We start from the raw sequence: 17,288 nt of genomic DNA on the forward strand, positions 1-17,288 counted from the left end.
GTAGTCAGGCGACCTTGAAGACGCCCAGCTCCACTCGGCGCGGCCGCCGCGCCCCGGCGCTGACGAAGACGCTTTCGGTCAGCCACAGATGCGGCCCCGGCCCGACCTCGAAGACCGGCGTGGCGCGGAAATAGTAGAGCGACGGATCGACGTCCTCGCCGGCGGTCAGGCGGCGCACGACCTCGGCGTCGGCCCGGCGCACGCCGGTGTTGATGACGCCGATCGTCGCCCCGTCGCTCATCCGCACGGTGTAGCGGGCCTGCAGCAGGGTGACGCCGTCCGGCCGGATGGTTTGCCAGTCGGCCCCGCCCGGCAGCACCTCGCCCGACAGGCCCTGCCCCGTCAGGCTGCCGCCGGTAATCGGGATCACCCGCCGCCGCCCGCCGCCGACGTCGCCCAGTTCCTGGGCCGGCCCGACCTCGACGGCGAGGTCGAAGACGTGCGCCAGGGCCGGCGGCGGATTGGCGGCGGCGGCCTGAGTCGCGCTCGCCAGGCCGGCCGCGGCGACGCCGAGACCCAGCCCGCGCCGGCTGATGGGCGGCGTCTTCATGCAGGAGTCCTTTCCAGGATCAGGGCCTTGAGGATCGCCTTCTGGATCTTGCCAGACCCGGTGCGCGGCAGGCTGTCGACGATGGTCGTGGCCTTGGGCAGCTTGTAGCGGGCCAGGCGCGGCTCGAGATGCGCCAGAAGGCCGGCATGGCTGAGGATCACGCCTGGCTGCGGCACGACGACCAGGCGCCCCACCTCGCCCCAGCGGGGATCTGGCAAGCCCAGCACCGCGCATTCGGCGATGCCGGGATGGTCGGCCAGGGCCGCCTCGATCTCGGCCGGATAGACGTTCTCGCCGCCCGAAATGAACATGTCCTTCTTGCGGTCGACCAGCCAGTGGAAGCCCTCGGCGTCGGCGCGGGCGATGTCGCCGGTGCGGAACCAGCCATCGGCGGTGAAGGCACCAGCGGTGTCATCCGGACGCCGCCAGTAGCCGGCAAAGACGTTGTCGCCCTTGAGCAGCAGCTCGCCGGGCTGGTCGTCGGGGCAGTCGTGGCCGGCGGCGTCGACGATGCGGCTGCGCACCCCCGGCAGGGCCACGCCCACCGAGCCGGCGCGGGCGTCGATCTGGGCCGGATCGACCGGCATGCCGAACACCGTGCCGGTCTCGCTCATGCCGAAGCCGTCGACCACCGGCACGCCGATCGCCAGCCAGGCGCGGATGTCGGCGGCCGCGTGCGGCGCCCCGCCGGTGAAGATCGCGGTCAAGCCGACCAGGCGGTCGGGGACCAGGTCGGGGTGATGGCGCAGGGCCTGGGCCATCTGCGGCACGCAGAAATAGTGGCTGACGCCGAGGGCCGGATCGGACAGCCGCGCCAGGGTGCGGGCCGGCTCGAACCCGTCCGAGACCAGGATCGTCCCGCCGTGCAGCAGCGGCGGCCGCACCGTGGTGACCAGACCCAGCACATGGAACATCGGGGCGTCGATCAGGAAGGCGCTCTGGTGCGTCACCCGTCCCAGGCGGCCGAAATTGACCGCCGTGTGGTCGAGATTGCGCTCGGACAGCACCACGCCCTTGGGACGGCCGGAGGTGCCCGAGGTGTAGAGGATCAGAGAGGGCCGGCCGCGATCGAACGGCGCGGCTGCAAGCGGATCGGCGGCCGCGATCTCGGCGGCCAGGCGGTCGAGGGACAGGCCCTCCAGCCCGACGCGGTCGAGTTCCTGGTCGCCGACCACCAGCCGGGGATCGGCGTCCTCGACCAGGACCAGGATCTCGGCCGGGCTCAGTCGCCAGTTCAGCGGCGCATAGACCGCGCCGATCCGGGCGCAGGCCAGGTGCAGGATCACGAGCTCGACCCGGTTCCGGGCCAGGCTGACGACCCGCTCGCCGAGCGCCACGCCGCGCTCGGCCAGCACGCGCGTGCAGGCGGCGACGTCAACGTCGAGCTGGGCATAGGTCCAGCGCCTCCCGCTGGTCAGATCAACGGCCGCGAGGCGCGTGGGCTGGAGCCTGGCCTGCAGGCCGACATGGTCGATGGGGCCGCTCATGGAACCCTCCCCTTTTCGCCGTTTCCTCCCTGCCCCGTCTCAGCTCTGCTTGGCCAGATCGTAGGCGCCCAGTCCGGGCTTGTAGCTCTTGTCGTCGATGAACTGCTTGATGCCCTCCTTGCGACCATCGTTGTCGAAGGAGTTGGCCGCCTCCTGGGCCCTGACCAGGTAGTCCTCGGCGTTGTCATAGGTCATTTCCTTGACCCTGCGGACGGCGTCCTTGGTCGCCTTCAGGGCCACGGGGTTCTTCTTGAGCAGCACCTCGGCGAGTTCGCGAACCCGCGCCTCCAGCCGATCCAGCGGCACGCTTTCGTTGACCAGGCGCCATTCGGCGGCCTTGCGGCCGTCGATCAGCTCGCCGGTCAGGGCGTGGTACATGGCGTCGCGCATCGGGATCAGGTCGACGACCACCTTGGTGGCCCCGCCGCCGGGCAGGATGCCCCAGTTGATCTCCGACAGCGCGAACTGGGCCTCGTCGGCGGCGATCGCCAGGTCGCAGGAATAGAGCGGGCCGTAGCCGCCACCGAAACACCAGCCGTTGACCATGGCGATGGTCGGCTTGTTGTACCAGCGCAGGCGCCGCCACCAGCCGTAGGACTCACGCTGGGCCTGGCGCACCGCGCCCAGGCCCTTGGCTTCGGTCTCGCGGAAATATTCCTTCAGGTCCATGCCCGCCGACCAGGCCGAGCCCTCGCCGGTCAGCACCACCACCCCGACGTCGTCGCGGTATTCCAGTTCGTCCAGCACCTCCATCATACGACGGTTCAGGGTCGGGCTCATGCAGTTGCGCTTTTCGGGGCGGTTGAACTTCACCCAGGCGATGCGGTTCTCGACCGTGAAGGTGGCGGTGTCGTTGACCTGCGTCATGACGGATCCTTGAGAAGCTGAAGGTGACGCGGCGCGTCAGATCGGGAAATGGCCGGGCTGGGTCTCGATGGTGATCCAGCGCAGGTCGGTGAAGGCCTCGATCCCGGCCTTGCCGCCGAACCGGCCGTAGCCGCTGGCCTTGACTCCGCCGAACGGCATCTGGGCCTCGTCGTGCACGGTCGGGCCGTTGACGTGGCAGATGCCGGACTTGATCTGGCGGGCCACGCGCAGGCCGCGGGCGGTGTCGCGGGTGAAGACCGCCGCCGACAGGCCGTATTCGGTGTCGTTGGCCAGTTCGATGGCGTGGGCCTCGTCGCGGGCGCGGGTGATCCCCACCACCGGACCGAAGCTCTCCTCGCGGAACAGCTTCATGTCGGGCGTGACCTTGTCGACGACGGTGGCCGGCATCAGCACGCCGTCGGCCGCGCCGCCGTTGACCTGCACCGCCCCGGCGCCGACCGCGTCGGCCACCAGGCCTTGGACATGGGCGACGGTCTTCAGGTCCACGACCGCGCCCAGCGGCGTCTTGCCGGCGCGCGGATCGCCGGCCGTCAGGGTGGAGACCTTGGCCTGGAACTTGTCGACGAAGGCGTCGGCGACGGCCTCGACGACGATGATCCGCTCGGTCGACATGCAGATCTGGCCCTGGTTCATGAAGGCCCCGAAGGCGGCGGCCTTGACCGCCTCGTCCAGGTCGGCGTCGTCCAGAACGATCAGCGGGGCCTTGCCGCCCAGCTCAAGCAGCGCGGGCTTCAGGTGCTCGGCGCAGCGCCTGGCGATGATCTTGCCGACAGCGGTCGAGCCGGTGAAGTTGACGCGACGCACGGCCGGATGGTCGATCAGGGCGCCGACGATCTCGCCGGCGTCGGCCGGCGCGTTGGTCACCACATTGACCACGCCTGGCGGCAGGCCCGCCTCGGCGAAGGCCTCGATGATCAGGCTGTGGGTGCGCGGGCAGGTCTCCGACGCCTTCAGCACCACGGTGTTGCCGCAGGCCAGGGGCGTGGCGATGGCCCGCACGCCCAGGATGATCGGCGCGTTCCAGGGGGCCACGCCCAGCACCACCCCGGCCGGCTCGCGCACGGCCATGGAGATGCAGCCGGGCTTGTCGGACGGGATCACCTCGCCGGCGACCTGGGTGGTCAGTGCGGCGGCCTCGCGGACGATGCCGACGGCCAGCATCAGGTTGAACCGCGCCCAGCCCTCCGTGGCGCCGATCTCGCCCATCATCGCCTCGACGAAGGCGCCGGCCTTGGCCTCCAGGGCGTCGGCGGCCTTGGACAGCAGGGCGCGGCGGGCGTTGGGGCCCAGGGCGCTCCAGCCGGCGAAGGCGGCCTGGGCGGCGTCGGCGGCGGCTTGCGCCTGCGCCACCGTCATCGCCTCGGAGGTGCTGGCGACCGCGCCGGTCACCGGGTCGCGGCGTTCGAACGTCGTGCTCATGGTCATCTTTCCTTCGATCAGGCCTTCGAGGCGGCGATCGCGACGTCGCCCTCATCGGCGGCGTCGTCATTGAGGCGGAGCTTGGCCAGCAGACGGCCCAGTTGCGCGCGCTCGGCCGGGTCGAGCGGCGCGAAGGCGGCGATGTCATGCTCGCGGGTCACCGCCTCGACCTGATGGCGCAGGGCGGCGCCGGCGGCGGTCAGGTGCAGGGCGTTGGTGCGGCGGTCGCGGCCGGGCCGGCGTTCGAGCACGCCCAGCGCTTCCAGCTCGTCGACCGCCTTCATGGTGCTGGCGCGATTGACCCCGAGCGCGCGGCCCAGGGTGATCTGGTCGCAGCCCTCGTGCAGGGCGATATAGACGACGGCGGTGGCCCGGGCGGGCGTCACACCCAGCGGGGCCAGGCGCTCGGCCAGGGCCGCCATGGCGCGGACGTCGGCATAGTGAAGCTGAAGGCCCAGGCGTTCGCCCAGGGCGCCGAACGCCTCGATCTCTTCCACGCTTCGCTCCCTGGCGCGTTCATTGGTTGATCAATTCGTATGCCTGACAAACAGTATCGTCAACATCGATTTCAACCGTCGCCAGGACCCGTCACTCGGCCTTGGGCGCCTTGCATTGAAAGCTGCCCGCGTCCTGCAGCGCGCCTTTGCCGTCATAGCGGGCGGCGGCCGGATAGGCGCAGATCGGACGGGTCACCCCCGGGAAGGCCTGGCCCTTGGCTACGAAGAGATCCGGGCCGGGCTTGCCCTCGGTCCAGGCCACCAGGGACGGCAGCGGATCGAAATCGTCCAGCCCCGCCCCGCCGCCGCAGTGCTCCATGCCCGGCACCACGAACAGCCGTGCGAAGTCTGCGGCGGGCCGACCGGTGGCGACCTGCATGTCCGACGACAGCCGGCCGTACCAGGCCTCCAGCTGCGGGGCCGAGAAGATCGGATCCGAGCCGCCGGTGACCAGGATCAGCTTGCCGCCGCGCGCCTCGAAGGTGCGTAAGTCGGTGGCGTCGGCGTCGGTATAGGCAGCGGTGGCCGCCACGGCCTTGAGCAGCGGGGCGACGTCGTCAGTATTGATGGGCCGCTTGAGCGCCGGGAACGCGAAATAGTCGCTCAGGGAATTGGTCACCAGGTCGCGCAGCAGGGTGAAGGCGCCGCCGTTGGGAGTAGGCGCGCCGGTCTGCCAGATCCGCCAGCCCTGGCTGAACTGGCTGGCGTCGTAGGACCAGCTGCCGACCACGGCCTTGCCGTCGCGGTCGCGGGGGCCACGGAAGGCCTTCTCCACCGCCTGCGCCTTGTCGGGCGCCAGGCAGCCTTCGCTTTCCTTGCCCTTGCAGGTGATCTTGCGGATGTCGAAGCGGCAGGCGCCGAAGATCATGCCGTCCTTGGCGCCGTCGAGGTCGTCGCACTGGGCCAGGATCGCCTTTTGCAGCAAGGCGCCGTCGGCCGGGGTCAGCAGGCGCGAGGCGTCGGTCTGGCGGCGGGCGGCGGCCGCTGCGAAGACGTTGGCCGAATAGGTCGACAGGATCGCCGCGCGGCTGAGCTCGAAGGCCGGATTGGCGGCGATGACGCCGTCGAACTCGGTGGGATAGCGCTGGGCGGCGATCAGGGCCTCGCGGCCGCCGTTCGAGCAGCCCATGAAGTAGCTCTTGGCCGGCGCGCGACCGGTCAGCTCGCCGATCAGCAGCTTGGACCCGGCCGTGACCTTGCCGATCGCGGCATAGCCGTAGTCGAGCTTGGCCTGCTGGTCCCTGGCGAAGCGGGAGTCGGCGGGATTGGCGGCCTGGTGGCCGCTGTCGGTGGAAACCACCGCGAAGCCTCGCGCCAGGGCCGGCGGTTCGCGACTGCCGGACGGGGTCGGCTCGCCAAGCGCGGTCATCACCACGCCGTTCATGCCGCCGCCGCCCTGGTAGAGGAAGCGTCCGTTCCAGTCGGCCGGCACGCGCAGCTCGATCTTGATGGCGTAGGGCTGGCCGTCGGCCCCGGTCCGCCGGGCGATGTCGGCGGTGACCAGACAGTGCGCCGGCAAGGGCGGCCGGGCGGCAGGCGGGCCGCCGTTAGGCGACATCAGCGCCGGCGCCGGAGCCGGCCCCGCCGCGACCTCCTGGGCGCCGGTGACCACCAGGTCGCCGAACGCCCTCCCCTGCAGCGCCGCGCAGGTCTGGCCGAAGGCGGCGGGATCGGGCGCGGCGACGGCGCTGGCGAGAAGAGCTGCGAACAACATGCTGAAACCTCTATGAAAAACTGCGCGGCTTCAGGCGAAGGCCCGCCGGAAGGCCGAGATCTTCGCCGCCGCGAACCGCCGGGCGACGGAGGTGGCCGGCGCGATGCCGTCGAAGCCGTGGAAGGCTCCGGGCACGACCAGCAGCTCGGTCGCCACGCCGGCGTCGATCAGGCGCTTGGCGTAGTCCACATCCTCGTCGACGAAGAGATCGATCGAGCCGACGCCGATGAAGGTCGGCGGCAGGTCCGCCAGGCTGGCGGTCCGGGCGGGCACGGCCCTGGCCGGGACCTTGGATCCCCCAGGCTCCCGCCCCAGGAAGGACCGCCAGCCGAAGGCGTTGGCCTTGGCGTCCCAGCCGATCCTGCCGATCGGCCCCGACGGCAGGCGCGTGCCGCCCGTGCGGTCGTCGAGCATGGGATAGATCAGCATCTGGAACGCCAGCGGGATCTCGCCCCGGTCGCGGGCGGCGATGGCCAGCAGGGCCGCATGCCCTCCGCCCGCGCTCTCGCCCATGACCGCGATCTTCGCCGGATCGATCCCGACCTCGGCGGCGTGGTCGCGCAGCCAAAGCAGCGCGGCGTAGTTGTCCTCGACCGAGGCGGCGTAGGTCGCCTCCGGCGCCAGCCGGTACTCGACCGTGACGACGCCGTAGTCGAGCATCGCGGCCAGGTCCTGCAACGGGCGAACGCCGGACTCGGCGCTACCGCCGACGAAGCCGCCGCCATGCATGTGGACGATCGCCGGACGCGCGGCGCCCGGCCTGGCGTTGATGACGAAGATCGTGACGTCGGGCGCGCCCGGGGCTCCCTTGATCGCCAGCTTGCGGACCGGCGGCGTCGCGGCGGCCGGCGCGCCGAAGCCCGACACCAGCTTGCGCCACGGGACCAAGGTTTCCTCGGACGGCGGCGGGAACCGGGCGTCCAGGGCCTGGATCTGGCGGGCGGCGGGCCGCAGCTCGGGATCGACGAAGGCCAGCGGGTCATCGACCTCGCCGACGCCAACCGCCATGACCCTACCCGCCACGGAGGCCATGGCGGCGCTCGCGCCGAGGAGCCCCAGTCGCCGCCTGCTCAGACCCTGCATGTCAGTGACCGCGCTTGGCCTGCATGGCGGCCAAGTCCTTGTCGATCTTGGCCAGCTTCTCGGCCGTCAGGGTCGGTTCGAACTGGGCGATGTCGCGCAGCTTCAGGCCGTAGCCTATCGTCAGCTGCGGGTTGGCCACGACCTCGGGGATATTGGCGGTCAGCACGGCCTTGGCGTCGGCGTCCTTGATCAGGTCGCCGACCAGGCTGTCGACGCTCAGCCTGGAAGTCGGCGCGGCGGCCGGCGCCGGGGTCTGGGCCATGGTCGCGCCGGCGCCGCCGAGAGCGAGCGTCAGGCCGAGCATGAAGGCGGTCGCGGACTTGGACATTGGGTGTCTCCGATATGGGAAATGCCGTGGGGCTCGGGCGGGCGCTCGCGGCTACGCTGACTTCCTCCGGGCCCCGTGGCGCTGTGCTGCATTCGCGGCGGGGACAACGCCCTTCCGCTTGGGGGACGATCTAAGTCGGAGACGGCGCCTTTAAATAGCGCCCACAATTGACCGTGCGGCGGTCCCTTCAGGCTCGCATCAGACGCCTGGGGCCGGGGATGAAGATCGCCCGGGCCCGCTCGTGGCCCGCATTCGCCAACGTCGCGTCGCGCTCGGACACGCCGCGGACGATCGTCCAGCCGGCCTCGCGGATTCCGCCCGTCAGGGCGGGATCCGACGCCGGCGGCGCGGCGGCCTGGGTCCGGACGGTGAAGCCCGCGAAGCAAACGGCCAGCAGGTGCAAGGCGCCGTTGTCCGCGATCTCGTAGAGCCGCCGCTGCAGCGCGAACCAGGCCCTCGCCCTGACAGGCTCGGGAGCGGCCTCGACAAGCCCCCAGAGCCGGCCCAGGTCGTCCATCTGCGCGTTCGAGCGCGTTTGCGCCGCGCGTTCGGTGGCCCAGGCGTTGAGGTGGAAACAGACCTCGGCCTCGGGCATGGCCGCGTGGGCGACCAGATAGCCGTGGACGGTGGTGATGATCGACGCGGGATCGGGCTGGCGCAGGCGCACGCCGCCGCCCCGCCCCTTGACGCTCCTGGCCACGCCCGCGTCCTCGAGCAGGCGCACCGCCTCGATCATCACGCCCGGACTGACGCCGTATCGCTCCGACAAGGTCCAGACGGTTCCGAGGGGATCGCCGTTGCGGCAGGCCTCCGGGTGGATCTCCGCGCCGATGCGCGCCGCGACCCTGGCCGCCAGGTTGTGGCCGACCATAGCGCCGGGGAAGCTCGGGACGCTTCCGGCGACGACGGCCGGGCCCAGGCCGCGGCGGATCCTGACGCTCTCGCGGGCCAGGTCGAAGGCGCGGTCGGCGTGGCCTGAGCGCAGCGCCGCATCGAGCGCGCGGCTCAGCTCCGCCGGAGCGCTCGACATTCCGCCGCCGAAGCGCTCCAGGCACGCCAGGGCCAGGCCCAGGAACGGCGGGGTCGAAGCTTGCGCCGCCGCGGCCGCTGCAGCCAGAGGCTCGATGAGCTCGCGCGCCTCCCAGACATCGTCGTCGCGAACGCCGGTCCACAACAGGTGATTGGCCATGGCCGCGGCGATGGCCGCCTGGTCCGGCGCCAGGACGATCAAGCCGCCCGAAGGACCTCGCCGAGGCCGGCAGGAGCCCCTCGCCTCCAATATCCGCAAGGCCTGGCGAAGCACTCGCACCGAGACGTCGAAATTGTCGGCCAACGCCGTTTCCGGACCGCAGACCCGGCCGACCGGCCAGCCGGCCTGGTCCAGGGCGTCCTCGATGGCCATGGCGATCTGCGGCGCCAGGCGCTCGTCGTCGGCATGTCGTCCAGTCAGCGCGCCGTATTGGGCCAGCATGTCGGGCGTGGCGCGAAACGGGGCGGGCGCCAGATCGAACGCCAGGATCGGCACGCCCATCGCCATATGTCGCCCCCCCACACCCTCACGCCTTGAGGCCCTCACGCCTTCAGGCGCTGTTGCGGGTACTAGGTCGACGCCCGGCGCAAGTTGTCAATCGGGCCGCCCGACCAAGGTCGCGGGGCGGCCCAAGGCGACGACGCCGCTAGCCTCCCGGGTGCAGCCCCGGCGCTTCCTGGCCCGTGCGGCTGACATATTCCGTATAGCCGCCGCCGTACTGATGAACGCCCTCGGGCGTCAGCTCCAGCACGCGGTTGCTCAGGGCCGCCAGGAAATGGCGGTCGTGCGAGACGAACAGCATGGTGCCCTCGAAGTCGGCCAGGGCCGCGACCAGCATCTCCTTGGTCGCCATGTCGAGGTGGTTGGTCGGCTCGTCGAGCACCAGCAGGTTCGGCGGATCGAACAGCATCTTGGCCATGACCAGGCGGGCCTTCTCGCCGCCGGACAGCACGCGGCAGGGCTTTTCGACATCGTCGCCGGAGAATCCGAAGCACCCCGCCAGGGTGCGCAGCGCGCCCTGCCCGGCCTGCGGGAACGAGCGCTCCAGGGACTCGAAGATCGTCTCTTCGCCGTCCAGCAGGTCCATGGAGTGCTGGGCGAAATAGCCCATCCTGACGCTGGAGCCGATGCTGACCGCGCCCTGGTCGGGCTTGGTGTCGCCGGCAACCAGCTTCAGCAGCGTCGACTTGCCGGCGCCGTTGGCGCCGAGCACGCACCAGCGCTCCTTGCGGCGCACCAGGAAGTCGAGGGACTCGTAGATCGGCTTGTCGCCATAGCCCTTGTGGACATTGCGCAGGCTGATGACGTCGTCGCCCGACCGCGGCGGGCTCTGGAACTCGAACTGGACCGCCTGGCGACGGCGCGGCGCCTCGACGCGTTCGATCTTGTCGAGCTTCTTGACCCGGCTCTGGACCTGGGCGGCGTGCGAGGCGCGCGCCTTGAACTTCTCGATGAACTTGATTTCCTTGGCCAACATGGCCTGCTGGCGCTCGTACTGCGCCTGGCGCTGCGCCTCGCCGAGCGCGCGCTGCTGTTCGTAGAAGTCCAGATCGCCCGAATAGGTGATGAGCGAGCCGCCGTCGATCTCCACCACCTTGCCGATGATGCGGTTCATGAAGGCGCGGTCGTGCGACGTCATCAGCAGAGCGCCGTCGTAGTTCTTCAAGAACGCTTCGAGCCAGATCAGGCTTTCCAGATCCAGGTGGTTGGAGGGTTCGTCCAGCAGCATGCCGTCAGGCCGCATCAGCAGGATGCGGGCCAGCGCCACGCGCATCTTCCAGCCGCCGGACAGCAGGCCGACGTCGCCGTTCATGCGCTCCTGGCTGAAGCTCAGGCCGGCCAGCACCTCGCGCGCCCGCGCTTCCAGCGCGTAGCCGTCCAGCTCCTGGAAGCGCTCCAGCACCTCGCCATAGCGTTCGAGGGTGGCGTCCATCTGGTCGGCCTGGTCCGGATCGACCATGGCCGCCTCGAGCTTGGCCATCTCGGCGGCCAGGGCGCTGACGGGACCGACGCCGTCCATCACCGCGGCGACCGCGCTCTGGCCCGACATCTCGCCGACATCCTGGCTGAAATAGCCGATCGTCATGCCGGCATCGATCGCGACCAGCCCGTCGTCGGGCTGCTCCTGACCGGTGATCATGCGGAACAGCGTCGTCTTGCCGGCGCCGTTCGGGCCGACTAGCCCGACCTTTTCGCCCTTCTGGACGCCCATCGAGGCTTCGATGAACAGCAGCTGGTGGCCGTTCTGCTTGGAGATATTGTCGAGGCGGATCATGGGGCGGTCTGCTAGCCCGGGCGGGCGGAGAACGCCAGCCCCGGCGCCGCATCAATTCCAAGCGCGACGATTAGCCATCGACCCGACACCCCGACACCATGCTCCGCGCCTCTCCTCCCGACGTCCCTCTCCGCCCACCGATCAGAACCGCCAGCTGAGTTGGGCGCGAGCAGCGCGCCGCCCTGCTCGCGGGCATCGGAGCCGACCAGCGCGACATAGGCCAGGGGCGCCCTCAGTCGCTGGCGCGCCCGGTGATCGGATTGGCCCTATAGCCTTTCGGGTCGGGCGAGACGGCGTAGCCGTTGCCGAAGATGTTGGGCGCCGACGGATAGTCGGTGGAGACGATCTGGGCGCCGCTGGCCAAGGCGGCGTCGCGGCGTTTCACATCGTCATGTCGAGCTTCGTAGGTGTCGATGTCCGAGCGCGTGCGGACGATGTAACCCTGCTTGACCAGCGCCTTGATCCGCTCGCCCTGGGTCAGGGCGTTGTCGATCATGACGAAGGCGGTGTGCCCCATGCCCGGCTCGCCCTGTACGAAGGCCATGCGGCCCTCGAGGTTTGGTCGGCCCTCCAGATAGGGGGCGAAAGTCTTCAGGTTCATGCCCGGAACCAGCATCAGGAAGACGAACTTGCCTCGCGCCTTGTCGAGCGTCGGCCAGCCGCCGGCCTTGACCGCCGCTTCCAGACTAGCCTTGCCCGCCCGGACGTCGTCGGGCGCGACCACGCGCTCGCGGCCGAGCACCTGCTGGATGGAGGCGTCGATCTCGTCGAAGGCGGCCTTGTCGAACGGATCCAGCTTGGTTCCCCCTGCCCGCTCGGTGAAGCCCTGGAACTTGGGTTCGAGAAGGATGAAAACCGGCGTGTGGTCGGGATTGGCGTCCGACCAAGAGCGCAGCTGCCGCAGGCAGAGGCGGAAGGTCGGGCAACTGCTGCGGAAGTCGAGGTCGGCCATGTGCAGGACCTTGAGCCCCGGCTCCTTCAGGGCGTCGGCGTAGAGCGGCGCCAAGTCGCGCTCGCCCTTGGTCGCCAGGAGACGGTAGGCCATCGGGTCAAGGAACTTGCCGCCCTCGGCGTCGACATTGAGGTCGAACTCCAGGCTGCGCAGGCCCATCCGGAGCTGCCCTTCGAGAGGCGCGTGGACGTAGTCCAGCCCGGCCTGGATGTCGGCGGCCAGCGGATTGGGGTGCTCGTCGGCCATCTGGGCGGCCATGGCCGCCGGCATCATCTTCATCATGCCGTCGAGCATCGGCTGCAGCAGCGGTTTCATCACCGGGAACACCCGCGGATCGGCCGGCTGGCTGTAGCTGTTGTGGGTGCCGATCACCTGGATCTGGTCCAGGCGCGGCTCGGCGGCCTGGGCGGCCCCGGCCAGGAGCATCAGGGCGGAGGCGGCGGCGAAACGGCGGCTCATCGCTCGATCCTCACGCGCAGGCCGACCATCCGCGGATTGGCGCGGATCGCGGTGGGCACGCCGAAATACTTGCCGCCGTTGCCGACGTCGCGCACCCAGTCCTCGTCGAGCAGGTTCTCGCCATAGACCTCGACCAGCAGACCGTTTCCGCTCTGCGCGCCCACCCGCAGGTCGACCAGGCCGAAGGCCTTCTGCTTCTCGGTCTCCAGGTTGTCGTTGTTGAGATAGTAGGACGAGCGCCAGGAATAGTTGGCGTTGACGAAGCCGTCCCAACCGCCGGCGATCGGGCGGCGGTAGTCGGCGGTGATCGTGGCCGTGTGCTTGGGCGCCATCCGGAAGACGTTGCCCGAGCGGTCGACCAGCACGTTGCTGACCACCTCGTAGAATTCGTCGTACCGGGTGTGCATGAAGGCGTAGGCGCCCGACAGGGTCAGCTCGGGCGAGATCTTCCAGGCGCCGTTGGCCTCGACGCCCCACGCCGAAGCCCTGCCCGCGTTGACCGTACCCAAGGTCAGGTCGGTGGCCCGGGTCTGGAAGTCCTTGTAGTCGTAGGTAAAGGCGGCGATCTCGGCATAGACGCTACGGCCCAGCAGACCCTTGGCGCCGACCTCGTAGTTGACCACCTCCTCGGTCTTCAGCTTGCCGAAGATCGGTTGGGCGACGCCGTTCACGGGCGCGCCGAAGCTGGTCTGCGGATAGCCGGCCCGCAGGCCGCGCGAGACGCCGGCATAGAGGTTGACCGCGTCGGTCAGGCGCCAGGTGATCGCCGCGCGGGGCTGGACCATGTCGTAGTCGGCGCTGTTGGCGAACTCCTGGCCCAGCGAATTGCCCAGGCCGTTGGGCAGGGCGATCGGGCGCACGCCGTCGATCGTGCTGACCTTGCCGCTGTTGAGCACCGTGGCGCTGTCATGGGTGTAGCGCACGCCGGCGTCGAGGGTGACGCGCGGAATGATGTCGTAGGCGAGATTGGCGTAGCCCGACCAGCTGTCGCGGCTGTTGCGCACCGAGCTCAGGGTCGAGACGCCACGGCTCACCGGCAAGGTGACGCCGGGGGCGACGGTCAGCTGCGTCACCGGCGTGGTCGCGCGCGGGAAACCAGCCAGCAGCAGCTGCTCGTTGATCACGAACTCCGACAGGTTGAAGGTCTTGTCGTGATAGTAGCTGGCCCCGAAGGTCGAGCGCAGCTTGCCGCCCTTGTCGTAGGAAAAACGCAGTTCCTGGCTGAGGATAGACTGGTCGTCGGCAAGGTTGCGGCCGGTGAGGAAGTCGTAGGTCGTGCCGTCGACGTCCCAGGACTCGCTGAAGTCGACCTCGCGCCAGGCGCTGATCGAGCGCAGGCCCCAGCCTTCGGCGAACTTCCAGTCGGCGGTCAGGCTGGCGCCGGTTTGGCGGCGGCGCTGCGGCGGGTCGTAGCGGGTCTGGCCCGCGGCGCTGTAGGGACTGGCGTCGCCGCCGGGCGAGGCGATGTTGATGGCCTTGGTGGCGACCGCGGAATCATTGTCGGCCTGATGGTCGACGACGAAGTCGAGGGTCAGGTCCTGGCGCGGCTTCCAGCGTAGCGAGGCGCGGCCGGCCCACAGGTCGTCGTCGTTCAACGGCTTGCCGCCGGCCAGGTTGTCGACATAGCCCTCGCGCTCGCGGCGGCGCACGGAGACGCGCAGGCCCAGCTCGTCCTGCACGATCGGCGCGTTCAGCACGCCGGTGAGGCTGTAGAGGCCGTAGGAGCCGACCTGCCCCTCGGCCGACCACGAGGTCGCCGAAAGGTCGGGCTTGCGGGTGTAGACAGCGACGGCTCCGATCTGCGAGCCGCGGCCGTACAGCGTGCCCTGCGGCCCCTTGGCCACCTCGACCCGCTCGATGTCGAACAGCTCCTTGAGCATGCCGCGCGAGCGGCTGGTGTCGACGTCGTTGAGGAAGAACGAGATGCTCGGTTCCGACACCGCCCCGGCGTTGCCGGCCTCGATGCCGCGCATGACGAAGCTGGCCGAGCTGTCGGTCTGCTGCTGAACGAAGAAGCCCGGCGTGCGGGTCGACAGCCGCTCGAAGTCGGTGAAGTTCTGCTGTTCGATGGTCTGGCCGGTGAAGGCGGCGATCGAGATCGGCACGTCCTTCAGCTTCTGCTCGCGCTTCTGGGCGGTGACGACCACCTCCTCGATCTGCGGAGCCTCCGAACCCTGAGCGAACGCTTGTTCAGCCTCCAAGGCGCCCAGGCCCGACAGCAGCAGCGCGGCCAGGACGTGACGCGAACTCTGCGTCAATTGATGTTTCGCAAGCATGTGTAGCCCCAGACCTTGATCCTGGCCGCGCTTCTAGGCGCGCAGCCATGTCACAAGGACGACACTTGTACGAAGCTTTGGCGACACCAACTAACCGCAATTCGTGGGCCGGGCGCACATCAACAAAACGAATGTTCAGCTTTCGGGCGAAACACTGACGATCCAGGCGAACACCTGGTCGACCTGAAAGACCGCGCCCCGGCCCGCCGCGCCCGCGGCTTCGGAGAGCAGGGTCGATCCCAACAGCACGACCGAGGCGGCCTGGGCCGCGCAACGGTCGAAGCGCGCCGGATCGCCGCCAAGCCGAGGCAGGCGCGCGTGAAGGTTCTCGCCACGCAGGCGACGCAGGTCGATGGCGAAGGGCTTCAGGTCGAGATCGCGGGCGGCCGCCAGGGCCAAGGCGGCGGTGCCCCGCGCCACCACCGCGCCGGCGTCGGCGCCGCCCAGCTCCAGCCGCCCCTGGGCGGCGAGGTAGATGGCCGTCAAGCCGGCCCGCAGCAGGTCCAGGCGCTGATTGAAGTGGTAGGCCACCGTCGAGGCCGGCGCGCCGGCCAGCTCGCCCACCGCCCGATGGGTCACGGCGTCGGGTCCGGACTGAACGATCAGGGCGGCGGCGGCGCGGGCGATCTCGCCTGGCCTGCCCGATGGCAGCCCAGCGCCGCCCGAGGGAGTGGGCAGGGACAGGCCCGGATCCAGCCTGGCCACCACGGCCTCGAAGAAGTCCGGCTGGGAAAGCCCCGGCGCGACCGCCGGAAAGCCGGCCGTCCACCGCTCCAATCCCACGGCCCGCAAAAGCCGATAGTCATCCAGGTCACGCTGGACCAGGCCGTGGACGGCCTCGTCGCAGGCGTAGCTGAAGGCGGCCGCCGCCCAGCGGTCAGGCTCCTCGCGACGGCCCGCGAAAACGCCGCGCCAGAAGGCCCAGCGTTCCTCGATCCACGGGACCACCGCCGCCCGAACCTCCTCGTCGACGGCCGCGCCGAGCAATAGCTCGGTCCAGATGCTGGTGGTCAGCGCACCCGCGCCGGCCGCCTCGTCCAGATAGGCCTCCATGAGACGCGCCAGGGCCGCCGGCGGAAGACCCCGCAGGGCGGCGAAGCGCGCGGCGAAGGCGGCATGGCGATCGCGGTCGATCCGCCGCTCGCGCTCGGCGAGCTGCTCCACCAGTCGCGCCTTGGCGCTGAAGTGATAGGTGACGGCCGCCAGGGTCAGACCGCAGTCCTGGGCGACGGGCCGCAATGTCAGGCCACGAAAGCCGCCGCGCGCCAGCCGCAGGCGCGCCGCCTGCAGGATCAGCTCGGAGGGATCGATCTTTGCCTGGGGAGACCCGTTCATGACGCCCTTACTGAAGCCAGGCTTCAGCGAAGGCAACGAGGCTCTTGGCACGACAGCCGCGAGGAACCGCCGGCGCACCACAGCCGTCACGAAAAACTCGCAGGCTGGCTCGCCGCACGAGGATCGAGAGTCTTGCCGACCAACCTGCCCTGGACAGTCGCCGCCCTGCTGATCGCGCCCTGCGTCGGAAGCTTCATCGGCCTGCTCACGCTGAGACTGCCGGCCGGGCGGGCCTGGATCGCCTCCCGCTCGGCATGCGACGGCTGTCAGCGGACGCTGACCCTCCCCGACCTGCTTCCACTGGCCAGCTTCCTGGCGCTGAGGGGGCGATGCCGCACCTGTGGCGCGCCCATCCCGCGCCGATACCCCTTGATCGAGGCGGGATGCCTGCTGCTGGCCCTCTGCAGCGCGGCGACCCAGTCGGGGCCGATGATCCTGGCGACCGCCCTCTTCGGCTGGAGCCTGCTGGCGATAGCCATCGTCGACGCCGAGAACCTCTGGCTTCCCGACGTCCTGACCTTGCCGCTGGGCCTGACCGGATGGGTGGTCGCCGTGTCGCTGGGTCGGGCCGGGCCATTGGACCCGGTGATCGGCGCCGCCATCGGCTACGGCGCCCTGGCGCTCGTCGCCTGGACCTACAAGCGGCTTCGCCATCGGGAAGGCCTGGGCGGCGGCGACCCGTTCCTGCTGGGCGCGATCGGCGCGTGGGTCGGCTGGGAGGGCCTGCCCTCGGTGCTCCTGTGGGCGTGCGGCCTGGGCCTCGCGACAGCGGCCTTCCTCGCCCTGCGGCGCCGCTTGCCCGCGACCCAAGCCCTGCCCTTCGGGACATTCCTGGCCGCCGGCGCCTGGCTGACCTGGTTGATCGACGCGACCCCATCAGCACTGCGACTGAAATAACAGCCGGACGCCCAGCGAATATCAAAAAGAAACAGATATAGTTTTGTGAAGAAAATTTCTCAATTACCACGCTTTTGAGTGCAAACCGTTTAATGTAC

14 protein-coding genes are annotated in these 17,288 nt (G+C 69.9%); 1 reads left to right on the forward strand and 13 read right to left on the reverse strand.

What is annotated here, in order from left to right:
- Nucleotides 1–4: 4 nt before the first annotated feature.
- From AC07N1_RS00560 to AC07N1_RS00620, 13 genes are all read right to left on the reverse strand, one after another.
- A complete protein-coding gene (locus AC07N1_RS00560; RefSeq protein WP_494669986.1) occupies nucleotides 5–550 on the reverse strand; it encodes a DUF3237 domain-containing protein in 546 nt (181 codons plus the stop codon).
- Nucleotides 547–2,037 carry an AMP-binding protein gene (locus tag AC07N1_RS00565; protein WP_494669987.1) on the reverse strand — a complete coding sequence of 497 codons (1,491 nt, stop codon included), beginning with the start codon at nucleotides 2,035–2,037 and terminating at the stop codon, nucleotides 547–549. The genes AC07N1_RS00560 and AC07N1_RS00565 overlap by 4 nt, the downstream gene beginning before the upstream one ends.
- A gap of 39 nt (nucleotides 2,038–2,076) precedes the next feature.
- The gene (locus AC07N1_RS00570) at nucleotides 2,077–2,904 is read right to left on the reverse strand and encodes a p-hydroxycinnamoyl CoA hydratase/lyase (RefSeq protein ID WP_494669988.1); all 828 of its coding nucleotides are present in this window, start codon (nucleotides 2,902–2,904) and stop codon (nucleotides 2,077–2,079) included.
- Between the two features lie 36 nt (nucleotides 2,905–2,940).
- Entirely contained in the window at nucleotides 2,941–4,344 is a 1,404-nt protein-coding gene (locus AC07N1_RS00575; protein WP_494669989.1) for an aldehyde dehydrogenase, read from the reverse strand.
- 17 nt (nucleotides 4,345–4,361) lie between these two features.
- On the reverse strand, nucleotides 4,362–4,841 hold the full coding sequence (locus tag AC07N1_RS00580; RefSeq protein ID WP_494669990.1) for a MarR family winged helix-turn-helix transcriptional regulator: 480 nt from the start codon (nucleotides 4,839–4,841) through the stop codon (nucleotides 4,362–4,364).
- Nucleotides 4,842–4,932: 91 nt separating this feature from the next.
- On the reverse strand, nucleotides 4,933–6,555 hold the full coding sequence (locus AC07N1_RS00585; RefSeq protein ID WP_494669991.1) for a tannase/feruloyl esterase family alpha/beta hydrolase: 1,623 nt from the start codon (nucleotides 6,553–6,555) through the stop codon (nucleotides 4,933–4,935).
- A gap of 30 nt (nucleotides 6,556–6,585) precedes the next feature.
- Nucleotides 6,586–7,563 carry an alpha/beta hydrolase gene (locus tag AC07N1_RS00590; RefSeq protein ID WP_494669992.1) on the reverse strand — a complete coding sequence of 326 codons (978 nt, stop codon included), beginning with the start codon at nucleotides 7,561–7,563 and terminating at the stop codon, nucleotides 6,586–6,588.
- 76 nt (nucleotides 7,564–7,639) lie between these two features.
- On the reverse strand, nucleotides 7,640–7,966 hold the full coding sequence (locus AC07N1_RS00595; RefSeq protein ID WP_494669993.1) for a hypothetical protein: 327 nt from the start codon (nucleotides 7,964–7,966) through the stop codon (nucleotides 7,640–7,642).
- A 187-nt stretch (nucleotides 7,967–8,153) separates the two neighbouring features.
- Nucleotides 8,154–9,503 (reverse strand): hypothetical protein, encoded by a 1,350-nt coding sequence (locus AC07N1_RS00600; RefSeq protein WP_494669994.1) that lies wholly within the window; start codon nucleotides 9,501–9,503, stop codon nucleotides 8,154–8,156.
- 139 nt (nucleotides 9,504–9,642) lie between these two features.
- Nucleotides 9,643–11,271 carry an ABC-F family ATP-binding cassette domain-containing protein gene (locus tag AC07N1_RS00605; RefSeq protein ID WP_494669995.1) on the reverse strand — a complete coding sequence of 543 codons (1,629 nt, stop codon included), beginning with the start codon at nucleotides 11,269–11,271 and terminating at the stop codon, nucleotides 9,643–9,645.
- A 232-nt stretch (nucleotides 11,272–11,503) separates the two neighbouring features.
- Nucleotides 11,504–12,682 carry a Ca2+-dependent phosphoinositide-specific phospholipase C gene (locus AC07N1_RS00610; protein WP_494669996.1) on the reverse strand — a complete coding sequence of 393 codons (1,179 nt, stop codon included), beginning with the start codon at nucleotides 12,680–12,682 and terminating at the stop codon, nucleotides 11,504–11,506.
- Entirely contained in the window at nucleotides 12,679–14,940 is a 2,262-nt protein-coding gene (locus tag AC07N1_RS00615) for a TonB-dependent receptor (RefSeq protein ID WP_494669997.1), read from the reverse strand. Before AC07N1_RS00615 ends, AC07N1_RS00610 begins: the two co-directional genes overlap by 4 nt.
- A gap of 153 nt (nucleotides 14,941–15,093) precedes the next feature.
- Nucleotides 15,094–16,293, reverse strand: coding sequence for a TetR/AcrR family transcriptional regulator (locus AC07N1_RS00620; protein WP_494669998.1), 1,200 nt, complete (start codon nucleotides 16,291–16,293; stop codon nucleotides 15,094–15,096).
- 132 nt (nucleotides 16,294–16,425) lie between these two features.
- Between AC07N1_RS00620 and AC07N1_RS00625 the strand changes: the two genes are divergently transcribed.
- Nucleotides 16,426–17,190: a prepilin peptidase gene (locus AC07N1_RS00625; protein ID WP_494669999.1), complete on the forward strand. Its 765-nt coding sequence runs from the start codon at nucleotides 16,426–16,428 to the stop codon at nucleotides 17,188–17,190.
- Nucleotides 17,191–17,288 lie beyond the last annotated feature (98 nt).

This window comes from Caulobacter sp. GW821-FHT09B11 (assembly GCF_059418205.1).